The following is a 17,185-nucleotide window of genomic DNA, read 5'->3' as shown; positions in this document are numbered from 1 at the left end:
CCCTGCGCCGAGGCGCGGTCCGGGGCGCGACCCGCCTCGACTACGATCGGCCTGTGCCCCACTCCGAAACCCCGCCCCTCCGCACCGCCCTCGACGCCGCCGAATCGGCCGCCGACCGGGGTCTCGACGCCGTCCTCGCCGCCGCGCAATCGGCCATCATGGGCGAGTCCCATGTCACGCTCACGCGCTTGGCCCTCGTCAACCCCGAGACGAACTCACCTCTCGACGACGGCTACCGCGGCGTGGTGCGCGCCGTCATCCAGCTCACCGTCGGCGGGGAACGGGTCGACGGCTCCCGCGACTTCTACGTCAACTAAACTGTGGTGACCCCACAAGGAGACGCTTCCGCAATGAGTGACGACCGCCACGACGCCCCCCGCACCCCCGCCCAGGCCGACGCCGCCGCATCCGACCCCTCGACTGCGACCGGAACCGCCGCCGCCACCGACAACGGCTTCACGGCCGAAGAGGTCAGCGAGCAGAAGGCCGTGCGCCTGCAGAAGCGTGAGCGCCTCATTCGCGAGCGAGCGGATGCCGCGGGTGGCGCTTATCCCGTGCAGCTGCCCATCACCACCACCATCCCTGCGGTGCGCGCCGAGTTCGGCCACCTCGAGGCAGACGCCACGACGGGTGTCACGGTCGGACTCGCCGGGCGCCTCGTGCACCTGCGCAACACGGGCAAGCTGTGCTTCGCGTCGCTGCAATCGGGCGACGGCAGCCGCATCCAGGCCATGGTCTCTCTCGCCAACGTTGGCGAAGAATCGCTGGCCGCCTGGAAGGAACTCGTCGACCTGGGCGACCACGTCTTCGTCACGGGCGAGGTCATCTCGAGCCGACGCGGCGAGCTGTCGATCATGGTCAGCGACTGGGCCATCGCATCGAAGGCCCTGCTGCCACTGCCCAACCTGCACAACGAGTTGAGCGAAGAATCGCGCGTGCGCAGCCGCTACCTCGATCTCATCGTGCGCGACCAGGCCCGCCAGACCGTGCGCGCCCGCGCCAAGGCCGTCGCCTCGCTGCGCGCCACGTTCGACGCGCACGACTTCCTCGAAGTCGAGACGCCCATGCTGCAGACCATCCACGGTGGCGCAGCGGCCCGCCCGTTCTCCACGCACTCCAACGCCTTCGACACCGAGCTCTTCCTGCGCATCGCGCCCGAGCTGTTCCTCAAGCGGGCGGTCGTCGGCGGCATCGACCGTGTGTTCGAGATCAACCGCAACTTCCGCAACGAGGGTGCCGACTCCACGCACAGCCCCGAGTTCGCCATGCTCGAGGCCTACCAGGCCTACGGTGACTACAACCAGATCGCCGACCTCACGCAGGAGCTCATCCAGAACGCGGCGCACGCGGTCTCGGGTTCGCACGTGGTCACGTGGGCCGACGGCACCGAATTCGACCTGGGTGGCGAATGGGATCGCCTGTCGATGTACGAGTCGCTCTCCAAGGCATCCGGTCGCACCATCACGCCGCAGACACCGCTCGACGAGCTCAAGGCCCTGGCCGACGAGGTCGAGCTCGAGGTGGGCGTGCCCACGCACGGCAAATACGTCGAGGAGCTGTGGGAGCACTTCGTGAAGGGTTCGCTCGAGCGCCCCACGTTCGTCATGGACTTCCCGCTCGACACCTCGCCCCTCGTGCGCGAGCACCGCTCGATTCCGGGTGTCGTCGAGAAGTGGGACCTCTACATCCGCGGCTTCGAGCTGGCCACGGGCTACTCCGAGCTCGTCGACCCCGTCATCCAGCGCGAGCGTTTCGTCGAGCAGGCGAAGCTCGGCGCCAAGGGCGATGCAGAGGCCATGCGCCTCGACGAAGAATTCCTGCGTGCGCTCGAACACGGCATGCCGCCGTCGGGTGGCATGGGCATGGGCATCGACCGCCTCATGATGGCGATCACGGGCCTCGGCATCCGCGAAACCATCCTGTTCCCGCTGGTCAAGTAGGCGAAGGAGCCTCAGCATGAGCTATCTGCCGAAGAACGAAACCGAGCCGGGCGACCCCAAGAAGCCCACCAACGCGCGCGTCATGATCTGGATCGTGGTGGGCGGCATCGGCCTCTACCTCATCGTCACGGGTGTCTACGGCGGCCTGACCGGCGGCAGCTAGGCGCTCGCCTGGGCACTCGCCTCGGTGCTGACTGCGGCGCTCGCCTAGGCGCTCGCTCGGCGTGTCCCGGCCGGAGGGCGTATCCTTGAGGAGTCATGGATAACTTCTGGGTCGCAGCCATCTGGTCACTCACCCCCACGGTCCTCGTGGGCGGTGTGTTCTGGTTCCTGATGCGCGCCATCATCCGGTCCGACCGCAACGAGCGCAAGGCATATGCCGAGATCGAGGCCGAAGAGCGCGTGCGCCTGGGCCTCCCGCCCGCGGGCAAATAGCGCCGCCCCAATCATCCGTGCACTGTGCGCACGCTAGGCTAAGGCCGCAAACGGGCCGAGTCGAGCGTGAGGAGAGCCGGTGACCACATACGGCTTCACGGGCTGGTTCGGCGTCGCGCTGCTCATCCTCGACCTGGCGGTCCGCGTTCTCGCGGTCATCATCGTGCCGCGCAACCGCCGCCCGACGGCCGGCATGGCCTGGTTGCTCGCGATCTTCCTCATCCCGCTCGTCGGCATCGTCGTCTTCTTGCTCATCGGAAACCCGAAGCTGCCTCGCAAACGGCGGCGCAAACAGGATGACATCAACGTCTACATCCGGCAGACCACCCGCGATCTCGTGCGGGCGAACCTCACCGACGAATCGCCGCCGTGGTTCGCGAGCGTCGTCGCCCTGAACCGTCGTCTCGGCTCCATGCCCCTGCAGGGCGGCAACGACGCCACGCTCATCGCCGACTATCAGGCATCTCTCGACGCCATGACCGAAGAAGTGGGCCGCGCGACGCGTTTCGTGCACGTCGAGTTCTACATCCTCACCTGCGACCAGACCACCTACCCGCTGTTCGACGCGCTCGAGGCGGCCGTCAAACGCGGCGTCACGGTGCGCGTGCTGCTCGACCACTTCGCCAGCTTCCGCACGCGCGACTACAAGAAGACTCTGCGGCGCCTCACCGAGATGGGCGCGGACTGGCACCTGATGCTGCCCCTGCAGCCGCTCAAGGGCAAGTTCCAGCGCCCCGACCTGCGCAACCACCGCAAGCTGCTCATCGTCGACGGTGCCGTCGGCTACATGGGGTCGCAGAACGTGATCGACCGCAGCTACAACAAGTCCAGCAACATCAAGCGGGGCCTGCAATGGCAAGAGCTGGTCACGCGCATCGAGGGCCCGACGGTCGCGGCCCTCAACGCCGTGTTCCTGAGCGACTGGTACTCCGAAACCGATCAGATCCTCACCACCGAGACGGGCATCCTGGATGCCGCCACCAACGCCGGCGACCTCGAACTGCAGGTGGTGCCCTCCGGTCCCGGTTTCGACGGCGAGAACAACCTGCGCCTCTTCCTCGCGCTCATCTACAACGCGCAGCACCAGATCAACATCACGAGCCCCTACTTCGTGCCCGACGAGGCCATGCTCTACGCCGTCACGACGGCCGTGCAACGCGGCGTGCCGGTCAACCTGTTCGTCTCCGAGATCGGCGACCAGGCGCTCGTCTACCACGCGCAGCGCTCCTACTACGAAGAGCTGTTGCGCGCGGGCGTGCGCATCTGGATGTACCCGGCGCCCTACATCCTGCACGCCAAGCACTTCACGATCGACGACGAGATCGCCGTCATCGGCTCGAGCAACATGGACATGCGTTCCTTCGGCCTCAACATGGAGGTCTCGCTCATGGTGCGCGGGGCGGACTTCGTCGACGAGATGCGCCAGGTCGAAGAGCACTACCGCAGCGTCAGCCGCGAGCTCACGCTCGACGAGTGGCTCACGCAGCCGCTCCGCTCCACCATCCTCGACAACATCGCCCGCCTCACCTCCTCGCTGCAATAGCGGACGACGCGCCCGAGTTATCCACAGGGGAGCCCTCCCCATGGCTTCGTCGTTGTGACCTCGATACCGTGGACGGACGACGAACGAGAGGGGCGGGGCGTGGATAAGGTTGTCATCGACGGGGCGATGCTCGACGACATGGTCGCGAGCCTGGCGCGCATCCGTGCAGAGTTCGACGGAGCCAACGGTGAGAGCCACGACGTCGCCGTCGCGGTGGGCCACATGGCTTTGGGGGAACGCGTCCTTGCTTTCGCCGAAGGATGGGATCACCGCCGGTCCGAGCTGAGTGAACAGCTCACCTCCCTCGGCGAGCAGCTCACGAGCGTACGGGACGGCTTCGAGAGCGTGGACAACGACCTCGCGGCGGCACTCACGGAGGAGAACTGATGGCACGCCCCACTGACTGGACGGCACTCAATTACGGGGCAGATCCCGTCCCCGGCGATCCGACTGTCGTGACCAGTGCCGGCAACGGCTACGTCGCGATGGCAGAGACGATCAAGCAGACCTCGCAAAACCTTCGCACGCTGCTCGATGACAAGGCGACCGTGAGTGAGGCAGTGGACGCCTTCCGCGAGGTCGCCGAACAGGTCGCGGGTCGCATCGATCGGGCCGAGCAGCGATACCGAGGCACGGGCGACGCTCTCCTCATTTACGCGCCCGAGCTCACCTCGGCCCAAGAGACCAGCGTGACGGCTCTGACACAGGCGCAGACCGCTGTCTCGTCGACCGAGTCCTCGGGTTCGGAGGCCACGGCCTATGAACGCCAGCTCGACGACCCGGCCCTCGAACCCGCCGACCGCACGCGCATCGAGGGATTGCGCGACGGTGCACGTTCGGAAGCCGACGGGGCCGCGGCGTCATTGCAGGCAGCCATCTCCCTGTTGCAGGAAGCGATCGACGCGCGTGATACCGCCGCGACGACCGCCGAGAATGCCATCCACGACGTCGAGCAGGCGAGCGACCTCAACGACGGCTTCTGGGAGGACGTCGACCAGTTCTTCGAGGAGAACCCGTGGATCGATACGGTTTTGACCATCGCCGGAGTTGTCGCGGGCATCCTGGCCGTTGTCGCCATGTTCGTTCCCGGGCTCAACCTCATCGTGGGCGCCATCGTCGTGATCGTCGCCGTCGCTACCGCGCTGAACGCCACCATGCAGGCGCTCACGGGCAACAAGTCCTGGGTCGATGCGATCACCGAGATCGCCCTCGCCGTCCTCCCCTTCGGGGCGGGCAAACTCATCAAGGGCGGGCTCGCGGCGACGAGGGGTGCCACGGCCAGCGCCGCCGCGACCTCGCAGATGGCCTCCGCCGCCGGAAGCGGCGTCTCGGGCGTGACACGTTCTGTAGCCGTCGAGCTCGTCGAGACGGCCGCGCGCGAAGGTGTCGAGAACCTGCGGTTTGCGCCCGTCATCGGGTCCGAGGCGCGCGCGCTCGCCGAGACGGCGATCATCGCGACTATGACGCTGAGAAGTGGAGCCACCTCGGCGGCCGCCGTTGCCGCGAGCAACAGCCGATTCCTGTGGGGCAGCGGCTACGTGGGCAATGCCGTCCTCCCGGCTGTCATTCCGCCGGCTATTTCGGCCTTGACCCCCTCGACGACGCATGAGGCGAACACGTCGACCGTGCGAGACCTCAATTGGTGACGGCGACCGAGAGGGCGAGGGTGAGTCACACTCCGGGGCGCCGCACCGCCGTCGTGGTCGCGCTCAACACCCTCGCCTATCTGCTCTACGGCCCCGTGCTCCTCGTGGTCAATCTCGTTTTGGCTCTCATGTCGGGAGCACCTGGTCGTTCGTCCCTTCCCGACAATGCGGGGCGCATCGAACAGGTCGCCGGCGCACTTCCGCTCCCGGCTCCATGGTGGCTCTTTCTGTTGTTCCCCGTGGTGATGGCATGCGCGCTCGCCGCGGTGTGGAATCCGTGGCGGCAATACCGAGATACGTTCACCAAACGACTGGTGCTGTGGGCGTCACCCGGGTCGATCGGCGCTCTGACCCTGCTGCTCGGCGGTGCGCTCACCCTGCTTTCGGGTCTGTACTACTCGGCGGGCACGGGCTTCGGCCTGTGGGCGCTCCCCGTCCTCCTCAGTGTCGTCGTGGGCGGCATCGGTCTCGCCCGCGCGTGGAAGACCCTCCCGGGTAACTCCGGGCGTAGCGCCCGTGCTGCAGGCAGGGGAGCGAAGAATGGTTGACCGACTGCCTTACTGGCTCGCGGTGCCCGAGGGGTGGCGTCGCATCCCTCTCGACATCACCACATCGGGGAGCGACCCCGCCGGGAGTGCCGTAGGAGACATCGTCCGGTCCGTCGGTCGCGAGCTGCCCCCTCATCAAGCGACGCGGGCGCGCTCCATCGTTCGGGCCGCGCTCGATTCGGCGGTCGCTCAGGCGAGAGGTGCCGGTGGCGTCGACCTGTATGTCCCGCTCGACCTGGTCGCCGGGGCGCCCGTGCCGCTCGGGATCGTGGTCTCCGAGCCCGTTCCTCCCGCCGATAGTGGCACACCTGAGGAAGTCCTCCTCCGGTTCGCGGCCCGGGGCGAGTCGCGCGCGACCGAGATCGGCGGGGTGCTCGCGGTGCGACGCGTGAGCGACGAGAAACCGCGCACGGGGCCCGATGGCATCGACGTGCCGCCTACCCGTCGCATCTCCTACCTGGCCGCCGTGCCCGGCACCAGCCGCTGGTTGAGCGTGACGGCCAGCATCGCTCGATTCGACATGCCCGACGGCAAGCGGGTATCGGCGGCCGTCGAGGAACTGTTCGACGCCATCGCCTCCACCCTGCGGTTCCGGCGCTATGCCCGCGACATCGGAGTCAATCACGGCAACTCGGCCAGAAAGGCAGAACCCAGATCGTGAGCGTTTTCGTCACTCATCCCGACGCCTGGATCGGCATTCCCTCGGAGTGGCCGTTCGATCGGTGGCCGACCGTGGCCGCTTGGGCCGACGCTCTCATCGCCGAACTCGTGGCGCAGGGGCGCCTTTCATCGGCCGACGCGGCCGCCCATGCCGAGACGGCCCGCATTGTCGCGTCGACGCGCGCAGAACGTGGTGCATCGCGGAGCTTCCTCGCGTTCGCGGGGGGAGACGCCTACCTGGCCGATCTGGTGCTCGAAGCCCGTTCCGAGTTCGATGTGCGCGACCTGGCCGCTCTCGCGGGCGCTAACGACCCGACCTCCATCGAGAATCCGATTGTCGAGTCGATCCACAACGTCGACGGGGTCGAGGGCGTGCGTGTCACCCGCTACCTGGACCTCGACGATGGCACGAGTGCCGTGGTGGCGCGCACGGACTACCTTTTCGCGGTGGGGTCGGAGGTCGCTCGCCTCTACACGGCCAGCTACGATCTGGTCGTCTTCGAGCGCATGCGCCAGCTGCTCGACGACCTTGCACGCACCGTCACGTTCCGCTGAGGCATCCGCGACCCCGGCAGGATTACCGCCCGGATGCCGGGGGTCACGCCCACGGCGAACAGCGGACTTTTTGGCAGATTCCGCGGTTACTCTCTTTGTATCGGAAGCCACCTCCCTGTCTGGCCTTCCCAAGGAGTGAACATGTTCGAGAGATTCACCGACAGAGCTCGGCGCGTTGTCGTTTTGGCCCAAGAAGAGGCCAAGATGCTCAACCACAATTACATTGGCACAGAGCACATCCTGCTCGGCCTCATCCACGAGGGTGAGGGCGTTGCGGCGAAGGCGCTCGAGTCGCTGAACATCTCGCTCGACGCCGTGCGCGAGCAGGTGCAAGACATCATCGGCCAGGGGCAGCAGCAGCCCACCGGCCACATCCCCTTCACGCCGCGGGCGAAGAAGGTCCTCGAGCTGTCCCTGCGCGAAGCGCTGCAGCTCGGCCACAACTACATCGGCACCGAGCACATCCTGCTCGGCCTCATCCGCGAGGGTGAAGGCGTTGCCGCCCAGGTTCTGGTGAAGCTCGGCGCCGACCTCAACCGCGTGCGCCAGCAGGTCATCCAGTTGCTCTCGGGTTACCAGGGCAAAGAGACCGCTGCCGTCGGCGGTGCCCCCGCCGAGCAGCAGGCTCAGGGTGGCTCGCAGATCCTCGACCAGTTCGGGCGCAACCTGACGCAGGCCGCACGCGACTCCAAGCTCGACCCCGTTATCGGGCGCGAGAAGGAGATCGAGCGCGTCATGCAGATCCTGTCGCGCCGCTCGAAGAACAACCCCGTCCTCATCGGTGAACCCGGAGTAGGTAAGACGGCCGTCGTCGAAGGCCTCGCCCAGGCGATCGTCAAGGGCGATGTTCCCGAGACGCTGAAAGACAAGCAGCTCTACTCGCTCGACCTCGGCTCGCTCATCGCGGGCAGCCGTTACCGCGGCGACTTCGAGGAGCGCCTGAAGAAGGTCACCAAGGAGATCCGCACGCGCGGCGACATCATCGTCTTCATCGACGAGATCCACACCCTCGTGGGTGCGGGTGCCGCCGAGGGTGCGATCGACGCGGCCTCCATCCTCAAGCCGCTCCTGGCCCGAGGTGAGCTGCAGACCATCGGCGCGACCACGCTCGACGAGTACCGCAAGCACTTCGAGAAAGATGCCGCGCTCGAGCGTCGGTTCCAGTCGATCCAGGTCGCCGAGCCGTCGCTCCCGCACTCGATCAACATCTTGAAGGGTCTGCGCGACCGCTACGAGGCCCACCACAAGGTGTCCATCACCGACGGTGCCATCGTGGCCGCCGCCAACCTGGCCGACCGCTACATCAGCGACCGGTTCCTGCCCGACAAGGCCATCGACCTGATCGACGAGGCCGGCGCCCGCCTGCGTCTGTCGATCCTGTCGAGCCCGCCTGAGCTGCGCGAATTCGACGAGAAGATCGCCAAGGTGCGCGAGGCCAAGGAAGCCGCCATCGAAGACCAGGACTTCGAGAAGGCCGCATCACTGCGCGACGAGGAGAAGAACCTCCTCGGCGAGCGGCTGCGCCTCGAGAAGCAGTGGCGTTCGGGTGAAGTCAAGACCACCGCGACGGTCGACGAAGGTCTGATCGCCGAGGTCCTGGCCCAGGCCACCGGCATCCCCGTGTTCAAGCTCACCGAGGAAGAGTCCTCGCGACTCGTCTTCATGGAGAAGGCCCTGCACCAGCGCGTCATCGGTCAGGAGGAGGCCATCTCGGCGCTCTCCAAGACCATCCGACGCACGCGTGCCGGCCTGAAAGACCCGAAGCGTCCGAGCGGTTCGTTCATCTTCGCCGGCCCCACGGGTGTCGGAAAGACCGAGCTCGCCAAGGCGCTCGCCGAGTTCCTGTTCGACGACGAGGGCGCGATGATCTCGCTCGACATGTCCGAATACGGCGAGAAGCACACCGTTTCGCGTCTGTTCGGTGCCCCTCCCGGGTTCGTCGGCTTCGAAGAGGGCGGCCAGCTCACCGAGAAGGTGCGCCGCAAGCCGTTCAGCGTCGTGCTGTTCGACGAAATCGAGAAGGCCCACCCCGACATCTTCAACTCGCTGTTGCAGATTCTCGAAGAGGGCCGCCTGACCGATGGTCAGGGTCGCGTCGTCGACTTCAAGAACACCGTCATCATCATGACCACGAACCTCGGTTCGAAGGGCATCGCCGGTGGGCCGGTCGGCTTCCAGGTCGAGGGCGATTCCTCCACCGGGTACGACATCATGCGCGGCAAGGTCAACGAAGAGCTGAAGAAGCACTTCAAGCCCGAGTTCCTCAACCGTGTCGATGACACGATCGTGTTCCCGCAGCTCTCGAAGCCCGAGTTGCTGCAGATCGTCGATCTGTTCATCAAGCGTCTGGGCGAGCGCATGCTCGACCGCGACATGACCGTCGAACTCACGTTGCCCGCCAAGGAGCGCCTGATCGAGGTCGGCTTCGACCCGTCGCTCGGTGCCCGACCGCTGCGTCGCGCCATCCAGCACGAGGTCGAGGACTCGCTGTCCGAGAAGATCCTGCACGGCGAGCTCGGTGCCGGCGACCACGTCCACGTCGACTTCATCGATGGCAAGTTCGTGTTCACGACGAGCCAGCGCGAAGGCTACGCGTCGACGAACGTCAACGCGGGTGCGGCGCTCGGCACGGGGGCATCCACCCCCGACCTCGCGATCACCAGCGAATAGTCGGCACGGTCGGCATCCGTGCTGACCGCCCGTAACGCCGAATGCGGCGACCGAACCTCAGGGTTCGTGTCGCCGCATTCGGCGTTTAAGGGGGATCCGGCCGGTCTGTTCAGAACGCACGGTTCCGGGCCGACGGGAGGGGGCCTCGGCGAAGAGCCTGACGACCCTGGCCGGCCGGCGGGGCCTATTTGTCCTCGAGGCCGTTCAGGTCGGGGTCGGCGTCGCGGTCGGCCGCATCGCGTTTGGCCGGGGCATCCTGCTCGCCGGCCGGCTGGTCGGCCACGAGGTCGGTGTCCTGGGGGATCGAGAAGTCGGAGTAGGGGTCGTTTTCGGTGGGCTTGTCGTGTGCATCGCTCATGCGGCAACGGTACGCCCGGGTGCGGGTTGCCGCCAGCGCTTGCGCGTGGCCCCGAACTCGATGCGCAACCCCGAATCGTGTGAGCGAGCCGGGTCTAGGCTGGAAGACGGCTACCGGCGCACGGAGAATGCATCACGGTGACGCCGGCGAGGCGGATGGAGGCGGCAGATGACGGAACAGGCAGCGCGCACCGAGTACACGGTGCGACGGGCCCGCACGAGCGATGTGCCGAAGATCCAGGCGCTCATCGAACCCCTCGTGCAGGAGCGCATCCTGCTCGGCAAGGAACGTGTCGTCTTCTACGAGGCCGTGCAAGAGTTCCGCGTGGCCGAGACGCCCGACGGCGAGCTCATCGGATGCGGCGCGCTGCACGTCATGTGGGAGGACCTCGGCGAGGTGCGCACGTTGGCCGTCTCGCAGAAGCACCTGCGCGCGGGCGTGGGCGGAGCCATCCTGGCCCGGCTCGAGGAGGACGCGCTCGAACTCGGAGTGACCCGCCTGTTCTGCCTCACCTTCGAGGTGCCGTTCTTCGAGCGGCACGGCTTCCTGCCCATCGGCGAGACCGTCGTCGACCCCGAGGTCTACTACGAACTCATTCGTTCTCGGGATGAGGGTGTGGCCGAGTTCCTCGACCTGGCCCGGGTGAAGCCCAACACGCTCGGCAACACCCGGATGATGAAGACCATCGTCTGACGCTGCGGTTGTCGGCCCGAGCATCCGCTCTCTGCTCTTTAGTGGCAACCTTAGCGCGTGTCGCTGCTCATCTGTTGCAGCCCCGTTGGAGTGTCACCCGTTGGGGTTACTTTTTTACCAACTGTTCATCTGTCAGACGCAGAGCGGTTATGGCGGCTTCCTAGCCTGACTAGGTCGCCGCCCGAGTTGGGTGCGCGATGGCGCGCACCCTCGACTCGCGTGCTCACCCGTCGCATCATCCCCAGGGAGACCCATGTCCGAGCCCCAACGCCGAGGAAGACTCCTCGCGTTCGCGACCCTCATCGGCCTCGCCGCCGCACCATTGTCGGTGCTTCCGGCGCAGGCCGCCCCAGACGGAACGGGGGTGGTGATCAACGAGGCTTACCTCAGTGGTGGCAGCCGCGGCGCCGCTTTCACCAACAAGTTCGTCGAGCTCTACAACCCGACCGACGCCCCCATCGACATCAGCGGCTGGTCGCTGCAGTACCGCAAGGCCACCGGCACCGAGGCCGACAGCTTCGGCGGTGTGACGCCCCTCACGGGCTCGATCGCCCCGAAGGGCTACTACCTCGTCTCGGGCAACAGCAACAGCACGACGGCCCCCACAGGCGCAGCGCTCCCCACCCCGGATGTCGTGGGCACCATCGCCCCGAGCGGCACGACGGGCACCCTCGCCCTGGTCAAGAGCACCACCCCCGCAACGGCGCCCGCCGGCGACACGTCGGCCAACCCGCTGTTCGCCGACGTGCTCGGCTACGGCGCCTCGCAGACCTTCGAGAAGGCCGTCGCCACGGCGCCCGCCAGCAACACCGACGTCAAGTCGCTGAACCGCACGGGCTTCGCCGACAGCGATGACAACGCCGCCGACTTCACCCTCTCGGCCACCATCACGCCGACGAACGCCGCCGGCGAGACCGCTGCACCGACGCCGACCGACCCGGCACCCACTCCCACGCCGACGGTCGCACCCACCGGCACTCCCACGCCGACCCCCACCGAGACCCCGGCTCCCGGCACGCCCGCCGAGCTCACGGCCATCAAGGACATCCAGGGCACCACCGACGCCAGCCCCCTCGTGGGCAAGCGCGTCGCGGCGCGCGGTGTCGTCACGGCCGCCTACTCCGACGGCGGCTTCAGCGGCTACTACATCCAGACGCCCGCCACGGGCGGCAAGCTCGACCTGACGAAGCACCTCGCCTCCGAGGGCCTTTTCGTCTACTCGCCGTCGACCGTCGCCTCCGTCACCATCGGTGACTACGTCGAGGTCACGGGCGCCGTCTCCGAGTACTTCGGCCTGACGCAGGTCACGGTTGCCGCGGCATCCGACCTGAAGCAGCTCGACAAGGCCGGTGTCGTCGCCCCGACGCCCGCCGAGGTCGCCTACCCCGCCACCGACGCCCAGCGCGAGGTGCTCGAGGGCATGGTCATCAAGCCGCAGGGTGCCTACACGGTCACCGACAACTACGCCGCCAACCAGTACGCCGAGATCGGCCTGATGGTCGGCACGACGCCCGCGATCAACCCGACGGTGCTCGGCAAGCCGGGTTCTGCCGCCTACGACGCCGAAGTGGCCCGCACCAAGGCCGGCCTCGTCAAGCTCGACGACGCGTCCACGATCAACTTCCTGCCGCGCGACGACCAGCCGCAGATCGGCGAGAGCATCCCGCTGCCCTACCTGTCGACCACCAACCCGGTGCGCGTCGGTGCGGCCGTGACGTTCACGAAGCCCGTCATCCTCGACTACCGCAACAGCTCGTGGAAGTTCCAGCCCACATCGCAGCTGACCGACGCCAACGCGGCGACCGTCCAGCCCGTCACGTTCGCCAACACGCGCGAGGCAGCCCCCCGCAACGTTGGCGGCAACGTGCGCCTCGGCACGTTCAACGTGCTGAACTACTTCTCGACCACGGGTGACGAGGTCGCCGGTTGCACGTTCTACAAGGACCGCGCCGACAAGCCCGTCACCGTCAATGGTGGCTGCAACGTGCGCGGCGCCGCTAACGACGCCAACCTCGAGCGTCAGCAGGCCAAGATCGTCGCGGCCATCAACGGCCTCGGCGCCGACGTGATTTCGCTCGAAGAGATCGAGAACTCCGCAGCCGCAGCCGGCAAGCCCCGTGACGAGGCGCTCGGCGTTCTTGTGGCGGCGCTCAACAAGGCAGCCGGCTCGGATGTCTGGGCGTTCGTCCCGTCGCCCGCCAAGCTCCCCGCCAAGGAAGACGTCATCCGCACGGCCTTCATCTACAAGAAGGCCGTCATCGAGACGGTCGGCGAATCGACCATCCTGACCGATTCGGCCAACTTCTCGAACGCTCGCCAGCCCAATGCCCAGGCCTTCAAGCCCGTCGGCGACCCGGCATCCAGCACCTTCGTCGTCATCGCCAACCACTTCAAGTCGAAGAGCACATCAGACGCCGCCACGGGTGACAACGCCAACACGGGTCAGGGCGCCTTCACGGGCGACCGCACCCGCCAGGCCACCGACCTCGTCGCCTTCGCCGAGAAGATGAAGACGCAGGCCGGCACGAAGAAGGTCTTCCTCGTGGGCGACTTCAACGCCTACGCGGCCGAAGACCCGATCGACGTCATCAAGAAGGCCGGCTACATCAGCCAGGAAGCCAAGACGGGCGAATACACCTACGCCTTCGGCGGTGCCGTCGGCTCGCTCGACCACGTGTTCGCCTCGCCCGAGGCCGACCAGACCGTGACGGGCGCGGATGTCTGGAACATCAACTCCGTCGAATCGGTCGCCCTCGAGTACTCGCGCTTCAACTACAACGCGAAGAACCTGTACGACGCCTCGCCGTTCCGTTCGAGCGACCACGACCCGGTGGTCGTCGGCATCAACACGGGAACGTCGGCCACCACGAGCATCAACCTGCTGAACATCAACGACTTCCACGGACGCATCGACGAGAACACCGTCAAGTTCGCCGGAACCGTCGAGGGTGCCAAGTTCGGTTTCGGTGACAGCCGCTCGCTGTTCCTCTCGGCCGGTGACAACATCGGTGCCTCGCTGTTCGCCTCGGCGGTCGACAAAGACCAGCCCACCATCGACGTGCTGAACGCCCTGGGCCTCGCCGCCTCTGCCGTCGGCAACCACGAGTTCGACGGCGGCTTCGCCGACCTGACCGACCGCGTGATCGACGGTGGCAAGAACGCCGCCTGGCCCTACCTCGGCGCCAACGTCTACAAGAAGGGCACCACCACCCCGGCGCTCGACGAGTACACGGTCATCGACGTCGACGGCGTGAAGGTCGGTGTCATCGGTGTCGTCACCGAAGAGACCGCGACGCTCGTCTCGCCCGGTGGTATCGCCGACCTCACGTTCGGTGACCCCGTCGAAGCCGTCAACCGCGTCGCCGCTCAGCTGAGCGACGGCAACGCCGCCAACGGCGAAGCGGATGTCATCGTCGCCGAGTACCACGAGGGTGCCGGTGCGGGCACGCCCGAGAAGGCGACGCTCGAACAGGAAGTCGCCGCCGGCGGCGCCTTCGCCGACATCGTCACCAAGACGAGCCCCGAGGTCGACGCCATCTTCACGGGCCACACGCACAAGCAGTACGTGTGGGACGCGGCCATCCCCGGCAAGCCCGGCAAGACCCGCGCCATCGTTCAGACCGGCAACTACGGCGAGAACATCGGCCAGATCACGCTCGACGTCGTCAAGGCGACCGGTGAAGTGACCGCGCACACGGCGAAGAACATCGCCCGAGTGACCACCTCCGACGCCGCCCTCGTCGCCGCCTACCCGCGCGTGGCCGAGGTCAAGAAGATCGTCGACGCGGCCCTCGCCGCGGCCAAGGAGGTCGGCGAACAGCCCATCGGTTCGATCACGGCCGACATCACCCGCGCCTTCGCGGGTGGCAAGACCGACGACCGCGCCTCGGAGTCCGCCCTCGGCAACTTCGTCGCCGACTCGCTCGTGTCGTCGCTGTCTTCCGCCGAACGCGGTGGCGCCGAGATCGGCATCGTCAACCCGGGCGGCCTGCGCGCCGACCTGATCTACGGCACGGACGGCGTCATCACGTACGCCGAGGCCAACGCGGTACTGCCGTTCGTGAACAACCTCTGGACCACGTCGCTCACGGGCGCACAGTTCAAGACCGTGCTCGAGCAGCAGTGGCAGACGAACGCCGACGGCACCGTGCCGAGCCGGCCGTTCCTCAACCTCGGCCTGTCGAAGAACGTGACCTACACCTACGACGCCTCGCGCGCCGCCGGCGACCGGGTCACGAGCATCTCGGTGAACGGCGCGGCCATCGACCCCGCCAAGAGCTACCGGATCGGCTCCTTCAGCTTCCTGCTGCAGGGTGGCGACAACTTCCGCGAGTTCGGCAACGGCACCAACACGCGCGACTCGGGTCTCGTCGACCGCGACGCGTGGATCAGCTACCTGAGCGCCAACAAGGGTGCATCCCCGTCGTTCGACCGCCGCGCGGTCGCCGTCACGGGTGTTCCCACCGCGGCCGTCGAGCCGGGCTCCACCGTGACCTTCGAGGTCTCGAAGCTCGACCTGACGTCGCTCGGCGCCCCGGTCAACACCCAGCTGGCCGTCACGGTCGGCGACACCGCCGTGGCGACCGTCCCGGTCACCGCCGGTGCGGCGACCGTCACCTTCACGGTGCCGGTCAATGCCTCCGGCGCCCAGACGGTCACGCTGACCGCCGCCGAGAGCAAGACCGTCGTGCGGGTACCCCTGCAGGTCACCGGCGCCACCGTTCCCGGTGAGCCGACCACGCCGCCGGTTCCCGCCGGTGTCGACGCTCTGATCGACGCGCTCAAGGACCTCATCACCACGGTGAAGGAGTTCCTGGCCGGCAAGACGATCGTCATCAACGTCGGTAGCGACTGGATCGGCAAGTGGGTCTCGGTCTGGCTGTACTCCGAGCCCGTCCTGATCAGCGACGGCTGGACGCAGGTGGATGCCGACGGCAACGTGACGGTCACCGTTCCGGCCGGCACCGAACCTGGTGCGCACCGCATCGCGGTGCAGGACGCATCCGGCGCGGTCATCGGCTGGACCGATGTGACGGTGCTCGCTCCGACCCCCGGCACCGACCCCGGTGTCGACCCGGGCCAGAACCCCGGAGCGGGTGCCGGCGCCGGCACCGGCGCCGGCACGGGTTCGGGCACGGGCACGGGTGGAACGGGTGCGGGCAACGGCACCGGTTCGCTCAGCAACACGGGTGGCGAGTTGACCCAGGGTCTTCTGGCCGGTCTGCTTCTGCTGCTCGCCGGTGGCGGCGTCTTCGCCGCCGCTCGCACACGCCGCACCCGCCAGAGCGGCTGAGGCGACGTCGTAGGGCCTGGCGGGTTTTCCCGCCGGTTTAGCTGAACACATAACTGAACACACACATCGGAGGGCCGTCGATCTGGCGACCCTCCGATGTCGTGTTCGGAGGCAGCCTGACCGCGTCGTTACGATTCACGTATGACTTCCTCCGAGCGCCCCGGCGGGGCCACGAACGACCGGCTGCCGGCATCCGTCTACCGTCGGCGCCGCCTGTTCGTGCTGCTCGGAGTGCTCGCGATCATCGGCATCATCGCGCTCGTGATCTGGAAGCCGGGTTCGAGCTCGGGGCGCTCGACCGACGTCTCGGCCGCGACATCCACGCCCGTTCCCAGCGCGGCCGCAACAGATGCCGCCGATTCGGGCGGTAACGACGAGCCCGAGGCGACCCCGACGCCCACCCCCGCCGAAACGGGCGTGAACGACGATGGCACGTGCAAGCCATCCGCCGTCAAGGTCGAAGCGCTGACGGATGCCTCCACCTACGCCGCAGGGGCCAACCCGCAGCTCTCGCTCTCGGTGACGAACACGGGCACGCAGCCCTGCCGCCTGAACGTGGGCACATCGCAGCAGGTGTTCACCATCACGAGCGGCACAGATCAATACTGGACGTCGACCGATTGCCAGAAGGACCCGGCCGACGCCGAGGTCGACCTCGAGCCCGGCAAGACGGTCACCTCGAGCACCCCCATCACGTGGGACCGCACGCGCTCATCGGCCGACTCGTGCGACGGCGAGCGCGATCAGGCGCCCGCCGGGGGAGCGTCGTATCACCTGAAGACCTCGGTGGCCGGCGTCGAGAGCACGACATCGAAGCAGTTCATCCTGAACTAGCGGTATAGCT

At 67.3% G+C, this 17,185-nt stretch carries 15 protein-coding genes; 14 read left to right on the top strand and 1 reads right to left on the bottom strand.

Annotated features, from left to right (window positions below; genetic code table 11):
* Positions 1-53: 53 nt before the first annotated feature.
* The 11 genes from ACZ6IE_RS11945 to ACZ6IE_RS11895 all read left to right on the top strand — a co-directional run bounded on the left by ACZ6IE_RS11945 (position 54) and on the right by ACZ6IE_RS11895 (position 9,997).
* On the top strand, positions 54-317 hold the full coding sequence (locus tag ACZ6IE_RS11945; RefSeq protein WP_464608122.1) for a hypothetical protein: 264 nt from the start codon (positions 54-56) through the stop codon (positions 315-317).
* Positions 318-350: 33 nt separating this feature from the next.
* The gene (lysS, locus tag ACZ6IE_RS11940; RefSeq protein WP_464608121.1) at positions 351-1,940 is read left to right on the top strand and encodes a lysine--tRNA ligase; all 1,590 of its coding nucleotides are present in this window, start codon (positions 351-353) and stop codon (positions 1,938-1,940) included.
* Between the two features lie 16 nt (positions 1,941-1,956).
* Positions 1,957-2,103 (top strand): hypothetical protein, encoded by a 147-nt coding sequence (locus ACZ6IE_RS11935; protein ID WP_179100270.1) that lies wholly within the window; start codon positions 1,957-1,959, stop codon positions 2,101-2,103.
* A 95-nt stretch (positions 2,104-2,198) separates the two neighbouring features.
* Positions 2,199-2,375, top strand: a complete 177-nt coding sequence (locus ACZ6IE_RS11930) for a hypothetical protein (protein ID WP_179100271.1) — start codon at positions 2,199-2,201, stop codon at positions 2,373-2,375.
* A 79-nt stretch (positions 2,376-2,454) separates the two neighbouring features.
* Positions 2,455-3,918, top strand: coding sequence for a cardiolipin synthase (cls, locus tag ACZ6IE_RS11925; protein ID WP_464608120.1), 1,464 nt, complete (start codon positions 2,455-2,457; stop codon positions 3,916-3,918).
* A gap of 99 nt (positions 3,919-4,017) precedes the next feature.
* The gene (locus ACZ6IE_RS11920) at positions 4,018-4,305 is read left to right on the top strand and encodes a hypothetical protein (RefSeq protein WP_464608119.1); all 288 of its coding nucleotides are present in this window, start codon (positions 4,018-4,020) and stop codon (positions 4,303-4,305) included.
* The gene (locus ACZ6IE_RS11915; protein WP_464608118.1) at positions 4,305-5,564 is read left to right on the top strand and encodes a putative T7SS-secreted protein; all 1,260 of its coding nucleotides are present in this window, start codon (positions 4,305-4,307) and stop codon (positions 5,562-5,564) included. The genes ACZ6IE_RS11920 and ACZ6IE_RS11915 overlap by 1 nt, the downstream gene beginning before the upstream one ends.
* 20 nt (positions 5,565-5,584) lie before the next feature.
* Complete coding sequence (locus ACZ6IE_RS11910; RefSeq protein WP_464608117.1) at positions 5,585-6,112, top strand: hypothetical protein; 528 nt, start codon at positions 5,585-5,587, stop codon at positions 6,110-6,112.
* Entirely contained in the window at positions 6,105-6,773 is a 669-nt protein-coding gene (locus ACZ6IE_RS11905) for a hypothetical protein (protein WP_464608116.1), read from the top strand. The genes ACZ6IE_RS11910 and ACZ6IE_RS11905 overlap by 8 nt, the downstream gene beginning before the upstream one ends.
* Entirely contained in the window at positions 6,770-7,327 is a 558-nt protein-coding gene (locus tag ACZ6IE_RS11900) for a hypothetical protein (RefSeq protein ID WP_464608115.1), read from the top strand. Before ACZ6IE_RS11905 ends, ACZ6IE_RS11900 begins: the two co-directional genes overlap by 4 nt.
* Before the next feature lie 141 nt (positions 7,328-7,468).
* Positions 7,469-9,997: an ATP-dependent Clp protease ATP-binding subunit gene (locus ACZ6IE_RS11895; protein ID WP_077055606.1), complete on the top strand. Its 2,529-nt coding sequence runs from the start codon at positions 7,469-7,471 to the stop codon at positions 9,995-9,997.
* Between the two features lie 184 nt (positions 9,998-10,181).
* On the opposite strand, the gene ACZ6IE_RS11890 is transcribed toward ACZ6IE_RS11895, so the two are convergent.
* Complete coding sequence (locus ACZ6IE_RS11890; RefSeq protein WP_179100272.1) at positions 10,182-10,355, bottom strand: hypothetical protein; 174 nt, start codon at positions 10,353-10,355, stop codon at positions 10,182-10,184.
* Positions 10,356-10,523: 168 nt separating this feature from the next.
* On the opposite strand from ACZ6IE_RS11890, the gene ACZ6IE_RS11885 reads away from it, so the two are divergent.
* From ACZ6IE_RS11885 to ACZ6IE_RS11875, 3 genes are all read left to right on the top strand, one after another.
* Complete coding sequence (locus ACZ6IE_RS11885) at positions 10,524-11,048, top strand: amino-acid N-acetyltransferase (RefSeq protein WP_464608114.1); 525 nt, start codon at positions 10,524-10,526, stop codon at positions 11,046-11,048.
* Positions 11,049-11,301: 253 nt separating this feature from the next.
* A complete protein-coding gene (locus ACZ6IE_RS11880) occupies positions 11,302-16,341 on the top strand; it encodes an ExeM/NucH family extracellular endonuclease (RefSeq protein WP_464608113.1) in 5,040 nt (1,679 codons plus the stop codon).
* Positions 16,342-16,482: 141 nt separating this feature from the next.
* Entirely contained in the window at positions 16,483-17,175 is a 693-nt protein-coding gene (locus ACZ6IE_RS11875; RefSeq protein WP_464608112.1) for a hypothetical protein, read from the top strand.
* Positions 17,176-17,185 lie beyond the last annotated feature (10 nt).

Source organism: Okibacterium sp. AC114, assembly GCF_979253355.1.
This window is presented reverse-complemented; position numbering and strand designations above follow the sequence as displayed.

What these genes read in the sequence shown, in the direction of transcription:
- lysS (WP_464608121.1), top strand. Translation starts at nt 351, where the DNA reads ATGAGTGACGACCGCCACGACGCCCCCCGCACCCCCGCCCAGGCCGAC.
- ACZ6IE_RS11935 (WP_179100270.1), top strand. Translation starts at nt 1,957, where the DNA reads ATGAGCTATCTGCCGAAGAACGAAACCGAGCCGGGCGACCCCAAGAAG.
- ACZ6IE_RS11930 (WP_179100271.1), top strand. Translation starts at nt 2,199, where the DNA reads ATGGATAACTTCTGGGTCGCAGCCATCTGGTCACTCACCCCCACGGTC.
- ACZ6IE_RS11915 (WP_464608118.1), top strand. Translation starts at nt 4,305, where the DNA reads ATGGCACGCCCCACTGACTGGACGGCACTCAATTACGGGGCAGATCCC.
- ACZ6IE_RS11905 (WP_464608116.1), top strand. Translation starts at nt 6,105, where the DNA reads ATGGTTGACCGACTGCCTTACTGGCTCGCGGTGCCCGAGGGGTGGCGT.
- ACZ6IE_RS11895 (WP_077055606.1), top strand. Translation starts at nt 7,469, where the DNA reads ATGTTCGAGAGATTCACCGACAGAGCTCGGCGCGTTGTCGTTTTGGCC.
- ACZ6IE_RS11890 (WP_179100272.1), bottom strand. Translation starts at nt 10,355, where the DNA reads ATGAGCGATGCACACGACAAGCCCACCGAAAACGACCCCTACTCCGAC.
- ACZ6IE_RS11885 (WP_464608114.1), top strand. Translation starts at nt 10,524, where the DNA reads ATGACGGAACAGGCAGCGCGCACCGAGTACACGGTGCGACGGGCCCGC.
- ACZ6IE_RS11880 (WP_464608113.1), top strand. Translation starts at nt 11,302, where the DNA reads ATGTCCGAGCCCCAACGCCGAGGAAGACTCCTCGCGTTCGCGACCCTC.
- ACZ6IE_RS11875 (WP_464608112.1), top strand. Translation starts at nt 16,483, where the DNA reads ATGACTTCCTCCGAGCGCCCCGGCGGGGCCACGAACGACCGGCTGCCG.